Genomic DNA, 15,744 nt, shown 5'->3' with positions numbered 1-15,744 from the left:
CGGCGGCCCGGTGCCGCCGCCCCGCCCGGCCGTTAGGCTGTTCGGGTGGATCCGTCGAATGGGCACAATTCCGGACCGGACGACACCGCCGGCAACACGGTGCATTACCCCAAGATCGTGTTGGTCACCGGCGCCTGCCGGTTTCTCGGCGGCTACCTGACCGCTCGCCTGGCGCAGAACCCGATGATCAAAGGGGTCATCGCGGTGGACGCGATCGCCCCGAGCAAGGACATGCTGCGCCGGATGGGTCGCGCCGAATTCGTCCGCGCCGACATCCGTAATCCCTTCATAGCCAAGGTGATTCGCAACGGCGACGTCGACACCGTGGTGCACGCGGCGGCCGCGTCGTACGCGCCCCGGTCCGGCGGCACCGCGGCGCTCAAAGAGATCAACGTGATGGGCGCGATGCAGCTGTTCGCCGCCTGCCAGAAGGCGCCGTCGGTGCGCCGGGTGGTGCTCAAGTCGACGTCGGAGGTGTACGGCTCCAGTGCGCACGACCCGGTGATGTTCACCGAGGACAGCACCAGCCGCCGGCCGTTCCGGGCCGGCTTCGCCAAGGACAGCCTCGACATCGAAGCCTATGCGCGCGGTCTGGGGCGGCGCCGGCCCGACATCGCGGTCACGATCCTGCGGCTGGCCAACATGATCGGCCCGGCGATGGACACCACCCTGTCGCGCTATCTGGCCGGCCCGTTGGTGCCGACCATTCTCGGCCGGGACGCGCGGTTGCAGCTGCTGCATGAGCAGGACGCGCTGGGCGCGCTGGAGCGCGCGGCGATGGCCGGCAAGGCCGGCACCTTCAACATCGGCGCCGACGGCATCATCATGCTCTCGCAGGCGATCCGGCGGGCCGGCCGGATTCCTTTGCCGGTACCGGGTTTCGGCGTCTGGGCGCTGGACTCGTTGCGGCGCGCCAACCGCTACAACGAGATCAGTCGCGATCAGTTCGATTATTTGAGCTACGGCCGCGTGATGGACACCAGCCGGATGCGTTCAGAGCTTGGCTACCAGCCGAAATGGACGACCGCGGAGGCCTTCGACGACTACGTTCGCGGCCGCGGCCTGACTCCCATAATCGATCCAGATCGGGTACGCTCCCTGGAGAGTCGCGCCATAGCCCTGGCCCAGCGCTGGGGTAGCCGAAATCCAATTCCGTGGGGTGGGGTCAGGTAGGTATCGTGGCGGGTGAAACCAGAGCGAATGTCATTCCACTGCACACGAATCGGGGTCGGGTAGCGGCGCGTCGGAGAGCCGATCAACGGGCCGAGTCAGCTCGCCAGCATCCTTCGCTGCTGTCCGATCCCAGCGGCCGCGCATCCGCCGAGCAGATCGCCGCGGTGGTCCGCGAGATCGATGATCACCGCCGCGCGGCCGGCGCGTCGTCGCCGGAGGCGCCGCTCAACGAGCTGGCGCAGCGGGTCGCCGCGGTCGCCGGGTTCCTGCGTCAGCGCCTCACCGGTGACTACAGCGTCGACGAGTTCGGCTTTGACCCGCATTTCAACAGCGCGATCGTGCGGCCCCTGCTGCGGGTCTTCTTCCGGTCCTGGTTCCGGGTCGAGGTGAGCGGCATCGAGAACCTGCCCGCCGAGGGCGCCGCGCTGGTGGTGGCCAATCACGCCGGGGTGTTGCCGTTCGACGGGCTGATGCTGTCGGTGGCCGTGCACGACGAGCACCCCGCGCACCGGGACCTGCGGCTGCTGGCCGCCGACATGGTGTTCGACCTGCCGGTGGTGGGCGAGGCGGCCCGTAAGGCCGGGCACACCATGGCCTGCACCACCGACGCGCACCGGCTGCTGGCCGCCGGCGAGCTGACCGCCGTGTTCCCGGAGGGCTACAAGGGGCTGGGCAAGCGGTTCGAGGACCGCTACCGGCTGCAGCGGTTCGGCCGCGGCGGGTTCGTCACCGCCGCGTTGCGGACCAAGGCGCCGATCATCCCGTGCTCGATCATCGGGTCCGAGGAGATCTACCCGATGCTGACCGACGTCAAGCTGCTGGCCCGGCTGTTCGGGCTGCCCTACTTCCCGGTCACGCCGCTCTTCCCGTTGGCCGGGCCGATGGGGTTGGTGCCGCTGCCGTCGAAGTGGCACATCGCGTTCGGTGAGCCGATCTACACCGGCGACTACGCGGCCTCCGACGCCGACGACCCGATGGTCACCTTCGAGCTGACCGACCAGGTGCGCGAGACCATCCAGCAGACGCTGTACCGGCTGCTGGCCGGCCGCCGCAACATCTTCTTCGGCTGAGTTCTTCGGCTTGCCCGCCGAACGTCGAGTTGTTGGGCGATTAAGCCGTTTTTCGGCCCAACAACTCGACGCTGGCCGGCCTACTTGACCATGGTGAACTGGCAGACGTTGGTGTAGCCGTCGCGGAACAGCTCGGCGCAGCCCCGCAAGTACTTGAGGTAGATGTCGTAGGTCTCCTGACCCTTGAGGGCGATCGCCTCTTCCTTGTGCGCCTCGAGCGCGTCGCCCCAGGCGGTCAGCGTCGGGACATAGTTCTTTCCGATGAAGTGGTGCCGCTCGATCTTGAAACCCGCGTCGGTCGCGTACTTGTCCACCAGGTTGACCTGCGGCAGCTTCCCGCCCGGGTAGATCTCCTTGAGGATGAAGCTGATGAACCGCAGCAGGGTCATGTTCACCTTCAAGCCCATCGCGTTGCCCTCTTCGCGGGTCGGCACCACGATCGAGTGCAGCAGCATGCGGCCGTCGTCGGGCAGCAGGTCGTAGTACTTCTTGAAGAAGGTGGCGTAGCGCTCGTACCCGGCGTCACCGGCGCCGTCGGCGAAGTGCTCGAACGCGCCCAGCGACACGATGCGGTCGATCGGCTCGTCGGGGAATTCCTCCCACCCCTGGATCCGCACCTCTTTGCGGCGGGGGCTGTCCATCTTGTCGAATTCGGCCACGCAATGGGCGTACTGGTTCTCGCTGAGCGTCAGGCCGATGACGTCGACGTCGTACTCTTCCACGGCGTGGCGCATGGTGGAACCCCAGCCGCAGCCGATGTCGAGCAGCGTCATTCCCGGCTCGAGGTTCAGCTTGTCCAGCGCGAGCTTGCGCTTGGCGTACTGGGCCTCTTCCAGCGTCTTGGCGCCCTCTTCCCAGTAGCCGCAGCTGTAGGTCATCGACGGGTCAAGCCAGAGCTTGAAGAACTCGTTCGACTTGTCGTAGTGGGATCGGACCGCCTCGACGGGCGGTTTGAGCTGTGTTTCCCCCTGTGACGTCATCTATATCGCCCCTAACTTTCCTGCTGATATGGATGCAACTGCCGCGGCGGTCGCTGCCGCGTCGGCCTCTTGGTGTGCGGCCTCCCCCAGCATCGTGACGACGCTGGTGACAATCGGCTTTCCATCGGCATCGGTCACTTCGCTGCGGATCTCCGCGAGCACGGTGCCGTGGGACTCGATCACCGAGTCTAGATAGGTGTCGAAATACAGCCTGTCGTGGGCCAGGATCGGGCGATGGAACTTGAACTTCTGGTCGCGGTGGATGACCCTGGCGATGTTGATGGGGATGCTGAACTTGGTGAAGATCTCCAGCTGCACGCGGCGACCTGCGATCGCGAGGAACGTGAGGGGCGCCACCATGTCGGGGTACCCAGCTGCGGCGGATTCACTCTCGTCGAAGTGCGCGGGGTGGTCGTCTTTGACCGCGAGCGCGAACTCGCGGATCTTCTCGCGACCGACCTCGAAGTAGTCGGGTGCCCGGTAATGGCTGCCGATAAGTCCTTCGGCTTCTTTGGGGACTGTCATGCCGCTGTGCTCTCCGCTCAAAAATGTCTGCGCGGCGCAGCTTATCAGCGCGATTGCCGTCTGGAGGCCAGAGCGGCCAGCGCACCACCGGCGGCGCCCAGCGCCAGCGCCGACGGCACCCCGATCCGGGCCGCCTTGCGAGCGGTGCGGAAATCGCGAATCTCCCATCCGCGTTCGCGGGCCAGGGCGCGCAGCCGGGCGTCGGGGTTGATGGCCACCGCGGTGCCCACCAGCGACAGCATCGGCACATCGTTGTAGCTGTCGGAGTAGGCGGTGCAGCGTTTCAGGTTGAGCCCCTCGCGAATCGCCAGCGAGCGCACCGCGTGTGCCTTGCCGGTGCCGTGCAGGATGTCGCCGACCAGCCGCCCCGTGAACACGCCGTCGACCGATTCGGCCACCGTGCCCAGCGCGCCGGTCAGGCCGAGCCGTCGCGCGATGGTGGCCGCGAGTTCGTAGGGCGTGGCGGTGATCAGCCACACCTGCTGTCCGGCGTCGAGGTGCATCTGGGTGAGCTCGCGGGTGCCCGGCCAGATCTTGTCGGCGATGATCTCGTCGTAGATCTCCTCGCCGAGGGCCACCAGCTGCTCGACCGACCGGCCCTCGATGAAGGCGAGCGCCTTGCGCCGGCCGGCGGCGACGTCGTTGCTGTTCTCCTTGCCGAGCACCTGGAATTTGGCTTGCGCGTAGATGAATCCGAGGACGTCGCGATAGGTGAAGTAGTTGCGGGTGGCCAGCCCGCGGCCGAAGTGCACCGCCGAGGAGCCCTGCACCAGCGTGTTGTCGACGTCGAAGAAGGCGGCGGCGGTCAGGTCGATCGGGGGTTGCGGGCGGTCCTCCTGGGTGGCAGCGGCTTCCTGCATGCCCTCGATCGCGCGGGCGGCGCTGGCGTCAGCGGCCAGCGACTCCAAGTCAACGTGACCGGTGGGGTCTGCGTTGACCGGGTCAGAGGAAGTCATCGCCGAACCTCCTAGATCGCTGTGCTGCCTGGCGACCCAGCGGGTGCCCGATATCCAACCCTATCGGGCAGACGGCGTGGGGGCGTTGACGGTTCGGCGGCCGGCCGGGCTCCCCGTTCTCCCCGTCGCCCGTCGCCTGTCGCCCGTCGCCCCCGCGAGCGTGAAGTTAGTTTCACGCTCGGCGCCGAGCGTGAAACTAACTTCACGCTCGGCGCTTGGCTCACACCGCGATAGGCCCTCGGCTTCTGAGGAGGGTCGGCGCCTTCAGGTAGCGGTGATGATGTTGAAGCTAAACCAATCGGGCGGAATTCCCTGGCGCAGCGCACCGTCGAGCTCTTCGAAACTGAGCCGCATCAGATGTGATGCTGCGACGGCGTCGTGCTCGGGCATCCAACCTCTGTCAATTGGTTCACCGTCGACGGTAATGCTGACCCGCCCGGGATAATTCACCGGATCAGGCTTCGTAAGAGTTATTCCCGGATGTAGGCCCTCTTGATACCAGCGATAGCTTGGCGAATCGCTATATCTCCCCGGCCGCGCTTCTTGGCTGATTAGAAATAGCATGTACTTCTCGGCATCGTCGAATCGCCTGAACATCCATAAGTTCTTTCGCGAACTGCGAGATTTCTTGTCGATGTAGTATCCGTCCTTGCCAAGAACCAGAAAGTAGGCAAGTTCGTAATCGTCAAGGAAGCGAAGGGTTTCATTGTCGGTCATCGTCGGTGGCCGCGACGCCCAGTCTGGAGTCTGACTCGAGTTGTCTACCTTGGCCCCGCTTTGCGGCAAAGGCTTGCGCATTTTGCGCAGGGAAAGTGCTTGCCAAGAGTACCACGACTTCACGATCCGATGTAATTCTGGAGGAAACTCGCTCAGGTTTATATACAGATCGATCATGCTGTACTCCCTAATGATAGTATTCATTCAAGAATCTCCTGTCGACAAGTTCTTGGACGCTAGCCTCCTCGCCTTCCGGTGCCAAGAGCAGGAGTTGGGGCTCACCGCCTGGGTGGCCGAACCATGGCGCAGCGATGGAGAATTCGATGTTCCAGCCTGGCGGGAGGCCAACCGATGCGTCCACTTTGTAAGAGTGCAACGGCTTATCGAGGCTGGTGTGGGGCAGCGAACGCCCCTCATATGGGGTGCCTTCGAAGGCTAGCCAGTCCCCCGATGGATGTCCGATACGGTCCAGCCACTTACCATCTAAGGCTGCGATCTCGGAAGGCGTAAGGTTTCGAGCCGTGCCTGGAATAGCATAGGGCTTCGCAGGATCATTAACATCCGGATATATCAGTTCGCCGTTTTCGTCTTCAAATAGTTCGCGGTATTCGGTTTCGGAAAGTTCACCAAATTCCTTCGCGTCAGGGAAAACATCCCTCGCTCTAGGCGGGCCATTGTCGCTGCCGTCCACAGGATGATGATCGCCAGGCATATCGCTGTCATCGCCGGGATGGGAGTCATGCGGCCCGTTGCCGTCTCCTGGGGAATGTGGACCGCCATCGCCCGGATGGGAGTCGTGCGGCCCATTGCCGTCTCCCGGCGGATGTGGACCACCGTCGCCGGGCGAGTGGGGCGGCCCGGTGCCGTCTCCCGGCGGGTGTGCGCCACCGCCGTGGGGCTCGGTTGGAGGAGCACTCGGTTCCCCGGCGTGGGGTACCTCTCCCAGGCCGGAGGGTGCTTCGGGTGGCGCACCGCCACCCATCGGGAGCGACGGCGGAGTGGGAAGGTGAGTCGCAGCGGCGGCTGTCGATTCAACGGGCAGGCCAGCAGCGGCGGCAGGGACTGCCGGAGGTTCGCCGTCTCCGGCCGGCGGGGGCGTCACTGGCTTGCCGACCGATTCCGGTGGCGTCGCAATGGGTTTCGGTTCGCCGCTGTGCGGTGCGGCGGTCGGCTTGGGCGGCTCAGCGGCCGGAGGTGTCCCGCCAGCCGGCGGCTTGGACTCGGTCGGGCTGTGCGGCAGCGGACCGTCGGCCGGCCCGGGCGCCGGCTTCCCCGAGGGCGCGACCGGCCCCGGCTTCCCCGAAGGCGCCGGCTGGCCCGAGTCCGGCGCTTTGGGCGCGGCCGGGGGCTTGACCTCCGGAGGCTTGGGAACCCCGGGCGGTTTCTTCAGCCCTTTCAGCGCATCGGCGGCGCTGTGCCCGAATTTGCCCAGCTTGGACAGCGGCCCGCCGGGCAAGGCCAACGTCGCCACGTCGAAAGTGGACTTCCCGAGGGCCTCGGCCGGATTCGAGCCCCACTCGTCCCAGTGCGTGACGTCCTTGCCCAGCGCCTTCCACGCGTCGAACGCTCCCGGCACGCCGTCGGGCCCCAGGCCGACGAGCGTCCCGGCCCCTTCAACCATGCCGGCCATGGTTTTGCCGTAACCCACGGGATCCAGCAGCATCCGGTTGGGACTGACCTCGTACAGCCCTTTGAGAAATCCCCAGCCTTCCTCACCGACGCCTTTGAAGGCCTGGCCCACCTGGTTGAGCGCCCTGCCGACCGGCGTCCCGTGCAAGAAGTGGTCCCACTCCTTACCGGCCCAATGGCTCATGTTCTCTGTGGCCGCGGCAACCGCGGACACCGTGGCCTCGATCTGGCCGCCCAGCGTGTCGGCCTCCCGGCCGAAGTTGTCGACCACCGTGCGAATGTCGTCGGCGATCTTCTTGATCTCGTCTTCGTCTTCGTCGGTCAGCAGATCCCAGACCTCTTTGATCCCGGTCAGCGGATCGCAGATGCGCGACAACAGATCCAGGATCGCCGCGTGCACCTGGTCGACCTTGGCCGCATAGCTGTTGAGCTGCGCGGCGATCGTCTGGCATTGCCGCGCCACGTCGGCCGTGGCGCTGGAGGCGTCGGCCAGCGCCTTGTTGATCGCGGCGCCCTCCGGAATCTGTTGTGCGCCAATGGCTGCCATCGTTCCGCCGCCGGCCGCGGTCTCGGCGGCCATGAAGTTGGCACCGGCGGTGGCCCAGGCCGCCGCGGCGGCCCGCAATTTCGCCGAATCGCCGGTGGGCCAGATCATCCCGATAGACGGGGCCACCCAGCCCCAGCCGGCCGGGGCGCCGCTGCCGTGACCCACCGCCGACGGCGGCGCCCCGACCGTCAACGGCCCGGTCACCTGGGGTGCCGGCAGGGCGGAGGCCCGGCCCGCCAGGTCCGACATCGCCTCGGCCACCGCGTAGTTGTGCGCCGACATCCGCACCCCATCGCCGATGCTGCACAACCCATTCCGCGTGTCGGCCATCGCCTGGATCAACTTGGCCGCCGCGCCGTCGTAGCGGCGGCCCAGCGCGGCGCCCACCGGATCGTCACCGGCCATCCCGGAGGTGCCGGCCAGCGCCGCCGTCAAGGTCGAGATCACCGAACCCAACGACTCACCGGCGGCCACCACGGTGGCGCCGGCGTGGTCTAGGGCGGTGGGATCACACGCCAGCGGCGCCATCGGGTCACGACCACATGCCGAGATTCTTCGACATCGCCCCGGTGTAGTTGCCGTGCGCGGTCGAGGCCGCCTTGCCGAGCTGCGCCAGCGCCTCGCGCATCATCGCCTCGCCGCGCACCCAATGCTGATGCGCCTCGGCATGCGCCGCGGCGCCCTCACCGGTCCACGTCTGGTGCAAACGCGTTACGCGAGAATCGATTTCGGCGATCATGTCCTCGGCGTAGCGCTGGAATTCGGCCATCCGTTGCACCGCGTCGGCCAGCGCCGCCGGGTCCACCCGGAACGCCTCAGCCACCGCGCACCGCCCGTTCGGCCTGGGCGGCGCCGGCCTCGTTGCTCGCATAGGCCTCGCCGGCCTGGCCGACCAGGCGGGCCAGCATCGCCAACCCGAGCTGCACTTCGCGAGCGCCGCGATGCCACAGCTCCCACGCCGCGGCGTACGCGCTGCCCGACGCGCCCTGCCACCCGCCCAGCATCTGACCGACCTGGTCGTCGAGCTGGCCCAGCTGTGCCGAAAGATGCTCGGCCGCACCGCTGAGCGACGCGGCGGCGCCCTGCATCACCACAGGGTCGACCCGCACCGTGTTGTCGCTCATAGCCGGAACATAATCCCTGGTAACCCGCCCCACAAGTCACCGATGCGACACTGGTCGCCATGACGTCAGCCACCCCGCGGCCGCAGGTGGAGCTGCTCACCCGGGACGGGTGCACCATCTGCGAGCGCATCCACGCCCGGCTGGTCGAACTCGCCGCGGAATTGGGCTTCGAGCTGTCGACGACCGACGTCGACGCCGCCGCGGCGGCGGGCAATCCGGGGCTGCGCGCCGAATTCGGCGACCGGTTGCCGGTGATCCTGCTCGACGGTCGCGAACACAGCTACTGGGACATCGACGAGCCGCGGCTGCGCGCCGATCTCGCCCGCTGAGCTCGGGCCGGCTGCCAAACGATTATTTGGTAGCCCAGCTGATAAACGTTTACCGTGGACAGCAGTTCAGTTACTGGAGGAAGCAAGGGAGCTGGCCAGGTGATGCTGCCGTGAGCGTCTTGCTCTTCGGGGTTTCGCACCGTAGTGCGCCGGTCTCCGTCCTGGAACAACTCAGTATCGACGAATCCGATCACGGCAAGATCGTCGACCGGGTGTTGCAGTCCCCGCTGGTGACCGAGGCGATGGTGCTGTCGACATGCAACCGGGTCGAGGTCTACGCGGTGGTGGACGCGTTCCACGGCGGGTTGGCCGTGATCGGGCAGGTGCTGTCGGACCACTCCGGGATGTCGATGTCCGACCTCACCAAATACGCCTACGTCCGGTACAGCGAGGCCGCCGTCGAGCACCTGTTCGCGGTGGCCAGCGGCCTGGACTCGGCGGTGATCGGCGAGCAGCAGGTGCTCGGCCAGGTCCGCCGCGCGTACGCCACCGCCGAAACCAACCGCACCGTGGGCCGGGTGCTGCACGAACTGGCCCAGCGCGCGCTGTCGGTGGGCAAGCGGGTGCACTCCGAGACCGCCATCGACGCCGCCGGCGCCTCGGTGGTGTCGGTCGCCCTGGACATGGCCGACCGCCGGCTGGGCGGGCTGGCCGGCAAGACCGCCGTCCTGGTAGGCGCCGGAGCGATGGGCGCCCTGGCCGCCGCGCACCTGTCCCGGGCCGGCATCGGGCAGGTCCACGTGCTCAACCGGTCGCTGTCGCGGGCCCAACGGCTGGTCCGCAAGATCCGCGAAACCGGGGTGCGGGCCGACGCGCTGCCGCTGGAGCACCTGGCCGACGCGCTGGCCGGGGCCGACGTCGTGGTCAGCTGCACCGGCGCGGTCAGTCCGGTGGTCTCGCTGGCCGACGTGCACCACGCGCTGGCCGCCGCCGGCCGCTCGGCCGCCGACGAGACCGCCCACCCCCTGGTGATCTGCGATCTGGGCATGCCGCGCGACGTCGACCCGGCGGTGGCCGGGCTGCCCGGCGTCTGGGTGGTCGACGTGGACCGCGTGCAGCACGAGCCCTCGGCGCACGCCGCGGCCGCCGACGTCGACGCCGCCCGCACTATCGTGGCCACCGAAGTCGCCGCCTACTTGGCCGGGCAGCGGATGGCCGAGGTCACGCCGACGGTGACGGCGCTGCGCCAGCGCGCGGCCGACGTCGTCGAGGCCGAGCTGCTGCGGCTGGACAACCGGCTGCCCGGCCTCGACAGCGCCCACCGTGAAGAGGTGGCCCGCACCGTGCGTCGGGTGGTGGACAAGCTGCTGCACGCCCCGACGGTGCGGATCAAACAGCTCGCCAGCGCCCCCGGCGGTGACAGCTACGCCGAGGCGTTGCGTGAGCTCTTCGAACTCGACCAGACCGCCGTCGACGCCGTCGCCGCGGGCGAATTGCCGGTCATAGCAACCGGATTCGACGCGGGCGCGCCGCAACAACCCACCGAGTAGCCGATTGGCGAATGTGATCCGGATAGGAACCCGGGGCAGCCTGCTGGCCACCACCCAGGCCGGGGGCGTCAGGGACGCCCTGATCGCCCGCGGGCACCCGGCGGAATTGGTCACCATCACCACCGCGGGGGACCGGTCGTCGGGGCCCATCGAGTCGCTCGGGGTGGGAGTGTTCACCACCGCCCTGCGCGAGGCCATCGAGGAGGGCCGGGTGGACGCCGCCGTGCACTCCCACAAGGACCTGCCGACCGCCGACGATCCACGGTTTGCTGTGGCCGCCATCCCCGCCCGCAACGACCCGCGGGACGCGGTGGTGGCCCGCGACGGCCTGGTGCTCGCGGAGTTGCCACCCGGTTCGCTGGTGGGCACCTCCTCGCCGCGGCGGGCCGCGCAGCTTAGAGCATTGGGTCTCGGTTTGGAAATCCGCCCCCTACGAGGCAACCTAGATACCAGGTTGAACAGGGTTAGCAGTGGTGATCTGGACGCGATCGTGGTAGCCCGGGCGGGTTTGGCCCGGCTGGGTCGCCTCGGGGATGTCACCGAGACGCTCGAGCCGGTGCAGATGTTGCCGGCACCGGCTCAGGGCGCGCTCGCCGTCGAATGCCGAGCCGGGGACAGCCGGTTGGCCGCGGTGCTGGCGGAGCTGGACGATGCCGACACGCGCGCGTCGGTCACCGCGGAGCGAGCCCTGCTGGCCGAACTGGAGGCCGGTTGCTCCGCACCGGTGGGCGCGATCGCCGAAGTGGTCGAGTCCATCGATGAGGACGGCCGGATCTTCGAAGAGCTGTCGCTGCGCGGTTGCGTGGCGGCGCTGGACGGGTCCGACGTGATCCGCGCGTCCGGCATCGGCACTCCCGGTCGGGCCCGAGAGCTGGGGCTTTCGGTCGCCGCCGAGCTGTTCGAGCTGGGCGCGCGCGAGTTGATGAGCGGAGCGCGGCACGACCCGGCGCGAGGAAATTAAGTGCGAGTTACCTGGGAGCGACAATGACGACGCGAGGGCGTAAGCCGACACCCGGCCGCATCACGTACGTGGGCTCCGGCCCGGGTGACCCGGGACTGTTGACGGCCCGGGCCGCGACGGTGCTGGCGAACGCCGCGCTGGTGTTCACCGACCCCGATGTGCCCGAGCCGGTGCTGGCGCTGATCGGCAAGGACCTGCCGCCGGTGTCCGGCCCGGCGCCGGCCGAGCCGGCGTCCAACGGCGAGGGCTCCGGCTCCGAGCAGGGGCAGGCGCAGCCGGCGGTGATCTCCGGTGGCCCGGACATCCGCCCGGCGCTGGGTGATCCGGCCGAGGTGGCCAAGACGCTGACCGCCGAGGCGCGCACCGGCGCCGACGTGGTGCGGCTGGTGGCCGGTGACCCGCTGACCGTCGACGCCGTCATCACCGAGGTCAACGCCATCGCCCGCAGCCACCTGCACATCGAGATCGTGCCCGGGCTGGCGCCCACCAACGCCGTCCCGACCTACGCGGGCCTGCCGCTGGGCTCCTCGCACACCATGGCCGACGTGCGCGGTGACGTGGACTGGGAGGCGCTGGCCGCCGCGCCCGGCCCGCTGATCCTGCAGGCCACCGCGTCGCACCTGGCCGACGCGGCGCGCACCCTGATCGAACACGAACTGGCCGAGAACACCCCGTGCGTGGTCACCGCGCACGGCACCACCTGCCAGCAGCGCTCCATCGAGACCACGCTGCAGGGGCTGACCGACTCGGCGGTGCTGGGCGGCACCGACCCCGCCGGCCCGCTGACCGGTCCGCTGGTGGTGACCATCGGCAAGACGGTGAGCGCCCGGGCCAAGCTGAACTGGTGGGAGAGCCGCGCCCTGTACGGCTGGACCGTGCTGGTGCCCCGCACCAAGGACCAGGCCGGCGAGATGAGCGAGCGGCTGACGTCGTACGGCGCGCTGCCGATCGAGGTGCCGACCATCGCCGTCGAGCCGCCGCGCAGCCCCGCGCAGATGGAGCGTGCCGTCAAGGGATTGGTCGACGGCCGCTTCCAGTGGGTGGTGTTCACCTCCACCAACGCGGTGCGCGCGGTGTGGGAGAAGTTCGGCGAGTTCGGTCTGGACGCGCGCGCGTTCTCCGGGGTCAAGATCGCCTGTGTGGGCGAGTCGACGGCCGACCGGGTGCGGGCGTTCGGGATCAGCCCCGAGCTGGTGCCGGCGGGCGAGCAGTCCTCGCTGGGTCTGCTCGACGACTTCCCGCCCTACGACAGCGTTTTCGACCCGGTGAACCGGGTGCTGTTGCCGCGGGCCGACATCGCCACCGAGACGCTGGCCGAGGGGCTGCGCGAACGGGGTTGGGAGATCGAGGATGTCACGGCCTACCGGACGGTGCGGGCCGCGCCGCCGCCGGCGGAGACCCGGGAGATGATCAAGACCGGCGGCTTCGACGCGGTGTGCTTCACGTCCAGCTCCACGGTGCGCAACCTGGTCGGCATCGCCGGCAAGCCGCACGCCCGGACGATCATCGCCTGCATCGGTCCCAAGACCGCCGAGACCGCCGCCGAGTTCGGCCTGCGGGTGGATGTCCAGCCCGAGACCGCGGCGGTGGGCCCGCTGGTCGACGCTCTGGCCGAACACGCCGCGCGGTTGCGCGCCGAGGGGGCGCTGCCACCGCCGCGCAAGAAGAGCCGCAGGCGCTAGCGTCTCATGGCTTACCCGCGGCAGCGTCCGCGCCGGCTTCGCTCGACCCCGGCGCTGCGCCGCCTGGTGGCCCAAACCTCCTTGGAGCCAAGGCATTTGGTGCTGCCGATGTTCGTCGCCGACGGTATCGACGAGCCGCGTCCGATCGCCTCGATGCCGAAGGTGGTGCAGCACACCCGCGACTCGCTGCGCGCCGCCGCCGCCAGCGCCGTCGCCGCCGGGGTGGGCGGTCTGATGCTGTTCGGTGTGCCGGGCGACGAGGACAAGGATCCGATTGGTTCGGCCGGCACCGACCCCGACGGCATCCTCAACGTCGCGCTGCGCGATCTGGCCAAGGACCTCGGCGATGCCACCGTGCTGATGGCCGACACCTGCCTGGACGAGTTCACCGACCACGGGCACTGCGGCGTGCTGGATGACCGGGGCCGGGTGGACAACGACGCCACGGTGGCGCGCTACGTGAATCTCGCTGTGGCGCAAGCGGAGTCGGGCGCCCACGTGGTCGGGCCGAGCGGGATGATGGACGGTCAGGTGGGCGCGATTCGCGACGGACTGGACGCCGCCGGCTTCACCGACGTGGTGATCCTGGCCTACGCCGCCAAGTTCGCCTCGGCGTTCTACGGCCCGTTCCGGGAGGCGGTCAGCTCCAGCCTGTCCGGGGATCGGCGCACCTATCAGCAGGAGACCGGTAACTCCCGCGAGGCGCTGCGCGAGATCCGGCTGGACCTCGACGAGGGCGCCGACATCGTGATGGTCAAGCCGGCGATGAGCTATCTGGACGTGGTGGCCGCCGCGGCGGAGGTCTCGCCGGTCCCGGTGGCCGCCTACCAGGTGTCGGGGGAGTACGCGATGATTTGTGCTGCGGCCGCGAACAATTGGATCGACGAGCGCGCCGCGGCGCTGGAGTCTCTGACCAGCATCCGACGCGCCGGAGCCGATATCGTTCTGAGCTATTGGGCCGCGGATGCGGCAGGGTGGCTGTCGTGAGACGGGGCTTGCGTTGACATCAGACACGACCGGGGACGACGTCCAGCCGAAGCGGTTGTTCTACGAGCCGGGGGCCAGCTGGGGGTGGGTGGCCTGCGGGCCGGCGTCCGCGGCGGCCATGGTGCTGATCGAAATCTGGAGCGGCGCCAAGGTGTCGCTGGTGGTGCCCGCGATCTTTTTGGTGCTGGTGTCGGCGTTCGTGGGCTTGCAGGTGAAGGCGGCGCGCATCCACGTCTCGGTCGAGCTCACCGAGGAGGCGTTGCGCCAGGGCACCGAGACGATCCTGGTGCGCGAAATCGTCAAGGTGTACCCGGAGGCCGAAAACAACGAGGCCTCCGGCAAGGAGCTGGCGCGCTGGCAGTCGGCGCGGGCGCTGGGCGAGCTGGTCGGGGTGCCGCGCGGGCGGATCGGCATCGGCCTCAAGCTGACCAACGGCCGCACCGCCCAGGCGTGGGCACGCCGTCATCGCCAGCTGCGCGCCGCGCTGACCCCGCTGGTGCAGGAGCGGGTGGAACCGAGCCGCACGGACGTGCTGGACCGCGATCCCGACGACGACGCCGGGACGGCGCAATGATCGCCGGCTCCCGCGCGGTCGTCGAACTCGTCCTGGCCGTCGCCGCGCTGGCCGGGTCGGCGGTGAGCTGGGTGCGCTCGCATCACAGCGTGGCCGTCGCGCCCATCGCCGACGGGCAGCCGTTCACCACGTCGGTGGTGTACGACCCGCAGCTGCTGCTGCTCACACTGGTGTTGTTGACGAGTGCCGGGGTGTTGGCCGTGGTCGGGATCACCCGGCTGCGGCGCGCCCGTTCGGCCGCTACGACGTCTTCTTGACCAGCGGCAACGCCATCCGGCGGCGGACCGCGATGGCGTCGGCCCGATCCCGCAGCACCTCGTGAACCGAGCGCATGATCGGGAAGCTGGCGTCGTGACCGGTGTCGTCGAGCACCGCGGTGACCGCCGAGCTGGCGACCAGCGTCCACTCCACCTCGGCGGCGCGACAATCGGCGTCGAAGGCGTACAGCAGCGAGATGCCGGCCTCAGCAAATTGGGAGACATCGGCGACGTCGAGCACCACCGGGTTTTCGCCGAGGGTGAAACGCCGAATGTGGTGGCTGATCCGGTCCACGTTGGCGTCGTCGATCACGCCGCGGATGTGCACCACGGTCGCCAGGTGACGGTGATGTGCCCGGACCTGAGCGCCGTCGCAGTCAAACACGCAGTTGTCGTGGCGCGTCTCGGTACCTGCGATCGTCATGAGGACCCCTCACTCGCCGTGGCGCTCGCGCTGCCTTCGAAGGGCGCCTCCACACCCACCGAAGCTGCCTCAAACGCTAGGCCGCAAGCCTAAGGAGACCGGTAGCCGCGTCTAACTCTTTGCTAAGAAGCCGCTGAGGCCGCCGCGACGGCCCCGGCCCAGCGAAACCCGAGCAAACGCCGCCCGGCCAAAGGCCCGGGTGAACGCGGTGTGGCACACCACAACCGTCCACCCATCGGGGCGATTGCGCTGCTAGGCTGCCATGGCTGCCGGTTGCCGGTCGGGGGCTGGTGAGACGGCCGCCGCGCCCGCTCAGCCG

17 protein-coding genes are annotated in these 15,744 nt (G+C 68.7%); 9 read left to right on the top strand and 8 right to left on the bottom strand.

Going from position 1 to position 15,744, the window contains the following annotated elements; all coding sequences use genetic code 11:
• Positions 1-45: 45 nt before the first annotated feature.
• Together MAA44156_RS20335 and MAA44156_RS20330 are read left to right on the top strand one after the other, a co-directional pair.
• Positions 46-1,173: an SDR family oxidoreductase gene (locus MAA44156_RS20335; RefSeq protein ID WP_003873708.1), complete on the top strand. Its 1,128-nt coding sequence runs from the start codon at positions 46-48 to the stop codon at positions 1,171-1,173.
• The gene (locus MAA44156_RS20330) at positions 1,155-2,243 is read left to right on the top strand and encodes a lysophospholipid acyltransferase family protein (RefSeq protein ID WP_170924259.1); all 1,089 of its coding nucleotides are present in this window, start codon (positions 1,155-1,157) and stop codon (positions 2,241-2,243) included. The genes MAA44156_RS20335 and MAA44156_RS20330 overlap by 19 nt, the downstream gene beginning before the upstream one ends.
• An 80-nt stretch (positions 2,244-2,323) precedes the next feature.
• On the opposite strand, the gene MAA44156_RS20325 is transcribed toward MAA44156_RS20330, so the two are convergent.
• The 7 genes from MAA44156_RS20325 to MAA44156_RS20295 form a co-directional block, all read right to left on the bottom strand.
• Complete coding sequence (locus MAA44156_RS20325) at positions 2,324-3,223, bottom strand: cyclopropane mycolic acid synthase family methyltransferase (protein ID WP_003873706.1); 900 nt, start codon at positions 3,221-3,223, stop codon at positions 2,324-2,326.
• Positions 3,224-3,748 carry an FAS1-like dehydratase domain-containing protein gene (locus MAA44156_RS20320; RefSeq protein WP_003873705.1) on the bottom strand — a complete coding sequence of 175 codons (525 nt, stop codon included), beginning with the start codon at positions 3,746-3,748 and terminating at the stop codon, positions 3,224-3,226.
• 44 nt (positions 3,749-3,792) lie between these two features.
• Entirely contained in the window at positions 3,793-4,704 is a 912-nt protein-coding gene (locus MAA44156_RS20315; RefSeq protein ID WP_011726172.1) for an HAD family hydrolase, read from the bottom strand.
• Positions 4,705-4,968: 264 nt separating this feature from the next.
• Positions 4,969-5,598, bottom strand: a complete 630-nt coding sequence (locus tag MAA44156_RS20310) for an Imm61 family immunity protein (protein ID WP_128971838.1) — start codon at positions 5,596-5,598, stop codon at positions 4,969-4,971.
• Positions 5,599-5,608: 10 nt separating this feature from the next.
• Positions 5,609-8,125 (bottom strand): glycohydrolase toxin TNT-related protein, encoded by a 2,517-nt coding sequence (locus MAA44156_RS20305; protein WP_009979293.1) that lies wholly within the window; start codon positions 8,123-8,125, stop codon positions 5,609-5,611.
• 4 nt (positions 8,126-8,129) lie between these two features.
• A complete protein-coding gene (locus tag MAA44156_RS20300; RefSeq protein WP_003873698.1) occupies positions 8,130-8,420 on the bottom strand; it encodes a WXG100 family type VII secretion target in 291 nt (96 codons plus the stop codon).
• Positions 8,413-8,721 (bottom strand): WXG100 family type VII secretion target, encoded by a 309-nt coding sequence (locus tag MAA44156_RS20295; RefSeq protein ID WP_003873697.1) that lies wholly within the window; start codon positions 8,719-8,721, stop codon positions 8,413-8,415. The genes MAA44156_RS20300 and MAA44156_RS20295 overlap by 8 nt, the downstream gene beginning before the upstream one ends.
• Before the next feature lie 59 nt (positions 8,722-8,780).
• Between MAA44156_RS20295 and MAA44156_RS20290 the strand changes: the two genes are divergently transcribed.
• From MAA44156_RS20290 to MAA44156_RS20260, 7 genes are all read left to right on the top strand, one after another.
• Entirely contained in the window at positions 8,781-9,050 is a 270-nt protein-coding gene (locus MAA44156_RS20290; protein ID WP_009979292.1) for a glutaredoxin family protein, read from the top strand.
• Positions 9,051-9,160: 110 nt separating this feature from the next.
• Positions 9,161-10,540, top strand: a complete 1,380-nt coding sequence (locus MAA44156_RS20285; RefSeq protein ID WP_003879324.1) for a glutamyl-tRNA reductase — start codon at positions 9,161-9,163, stop codon at positions 10,538-10,540.
• Between the two features lie 13 nt (positions 10,541-10,553).
• Positions 10,554-11,501, top strand: coding sequence for a hydroxymethylbilane synthase (gene hemC, locus MAA44156_RS20280; protein ID WP_003873693.1), 948 nt, complete (start codon positions 10,554-10,556; stop codon positions 11,499-11,501).
• A 23-nt stretch (positions 11,502-11,524) separates the two neighbouring features.
• Complete coding sequence (locus tag MAA44156_RS20275; protein WP_023880599.1) at positions 11,525-13,183, top strand: bifunctional uroporphyrinogen-III C-methyltransferase/uroporphyrinogen-III synthase; 1,659 nt, start codon at positions 11,525-11,527, stop codon at positions 13,181-13,183.
• Between the two features lie 6 nt (positions 13,184-13,189).
• A complete protein-coding gene (gene hemB / locus MAA44156_RS20270; RefSeq protein ID WP_009979289.1) occupies positions 13,190-14,170 on the top strand; it encodes a porphobilinogen synthase in 981 nt (326 codons plus the stop codon).
• A 55-nt stretch (positions 14,171-14,225) separates the two neighbouring features.
• The gene (locus tag MAA44156_RS20265; protein ID WP_009979288.1) at positions 14,226-14,744 is read left to right on the top strand and encodes a transport-regulating membrane protein Mce1N; all 519 of its coding nucleotides are present in this window, start codon (positions 14,226-14,228) and stop codon (positions 14,742-14,744) included.
• Positions 14,741-15,001 carry a hypothetical protein gene (locus MAA44156_RS20260; RefSeq protein ID WP_003873689.1) on the top strand — a complete coding sequence of 87 codons (261 nt, stop codon included), beginning with the start codon at positions 14,741-14,743 and terminating at the stop codon, positions 14,999-15,001. The genes MAA44156_RS20265 and MAA44156_RS20260 overlap by 4 nt, the downstream gene beginning before the upstream one ends.
• Here the strand turns inward: MAA44156_RS20260 and MAA44156_RS20255 are convergent.
• Positions 14,985-15,425 (bottom strand): STAS domain-containing protein, encoded by a 441-nt coding sequence (locus MAA44156_RS20255; protein WP_009979287.1) that lies wholly within the window; start codon positions 15,423-15,425, stop codon positions 14,985-14,987. The two genes, MAA44156_RS20260 and MAA44156_RS20255, sit on opposite strands and share 17 nt — an antisense overlap.
• Positions 15,426-15,744: the final 319 nt, after the last annotated feature.

The organism is Mycobacterium avium subsp. avium (assembly GCF_009741445.1).
GTDB classification, from domain to species: Bacteria; Actinomycetota; Actinomycetes; order Mycobacteriales; family Mycobacteriaceae; genus Mycobacterium; species Mycobacterium avium.
The sequence above is the reverse complement of the archived record's forward strand: the minus strand, read 5'-3'. Positions and strand labels throughout refer to the sequence as shown.

What these genes read in the sequence shown, in the direction of transcription:
- MAA44156_RS20290 (WP_009979292.1), top strand. Translation starts at nt 8,781, where the DNA reads ATGACGTCAGCCACCCCGCGGCCGCAGGTGGAGCTGCTCACCCGGGAC.
- MAA44156_RS20295 (WP_003873697.1), bottom strand. Translation starts at nt 8,721, where the DNA reads ATGAGCGACAACACGGTGCGGGTCGACCCTGTGGTGATGCAGGGCGCC.
- MAA44156_RS20260 (WP_003873689.1), top strand. Translation starts at nt 14,741, where the DNA reads ATGATCGCCGGCTCCCGCGCGGTCGTCGAACTCGTCCTGGCCGTCGCC.
- MAA44156_RS20320 (WP_003873705.1), bottom strand. Translation starts at nt 3,748, where the DNA reads ATGACAGTCCCCAAAGAAGCCGAAGGACTTATCGGCAGCCATTACCGG.
- MAA44156_RS20255 (WP_009979287.1), bottom strand. Translation starts at nt 15,425, where the DNA reads ATGACGATCGCAGGTACCGAGACGCGCCACGACAACTGCGTGTTTGAC.
- MAA44156_RS20275 (WP_023880599.1), top strand. Translation starts at nt 11,525, where the DNA reads ATGACGACGCGAGGGCGTAAGCCGACACCCGGCCGCATCACGTACGTG.
- MAA44156_RS20305 (WP_009979293.1), bottom strand. Translation starts at nt 8,125, where the DNA reads ATGGCGCCGCTGGCGTGTGATCCCACCGCCCTAGACCACGCCGGCGCC.
- MAA44156_RS20315 (WP_011726172.1), bottom strand. Translation starts at nt 4,704, where the DNA reads ATGACTTCCTCTGACCCGGTCAACGCAGACCCCACCGGTCACGTTGAC.
- hemB (WP_009979289.1), top strand. Translation starts at nt 13,190, where the DNA reads ATGGCTTACCCGCGGCAGCGTCCGCGCCGGCTTCGCTCGACCCCGGCG.
- MAA44156_RS20310 (WP_128971838.1), bottom strand. Translation starts at nt 5,598, where the DNA reads ATGATCGATCTGTATATAAACCTGAGCGAGTTTCCTCCAGAATTACAT.
- MAA44156_RS20325 (WP_003873706.1), bottom strand. Translation starts at nt 3,223, where the DNA reads ATGACGTCACAGGGGGAAACACAGCTCAAACCGCCCGTCGAGGCGGTC.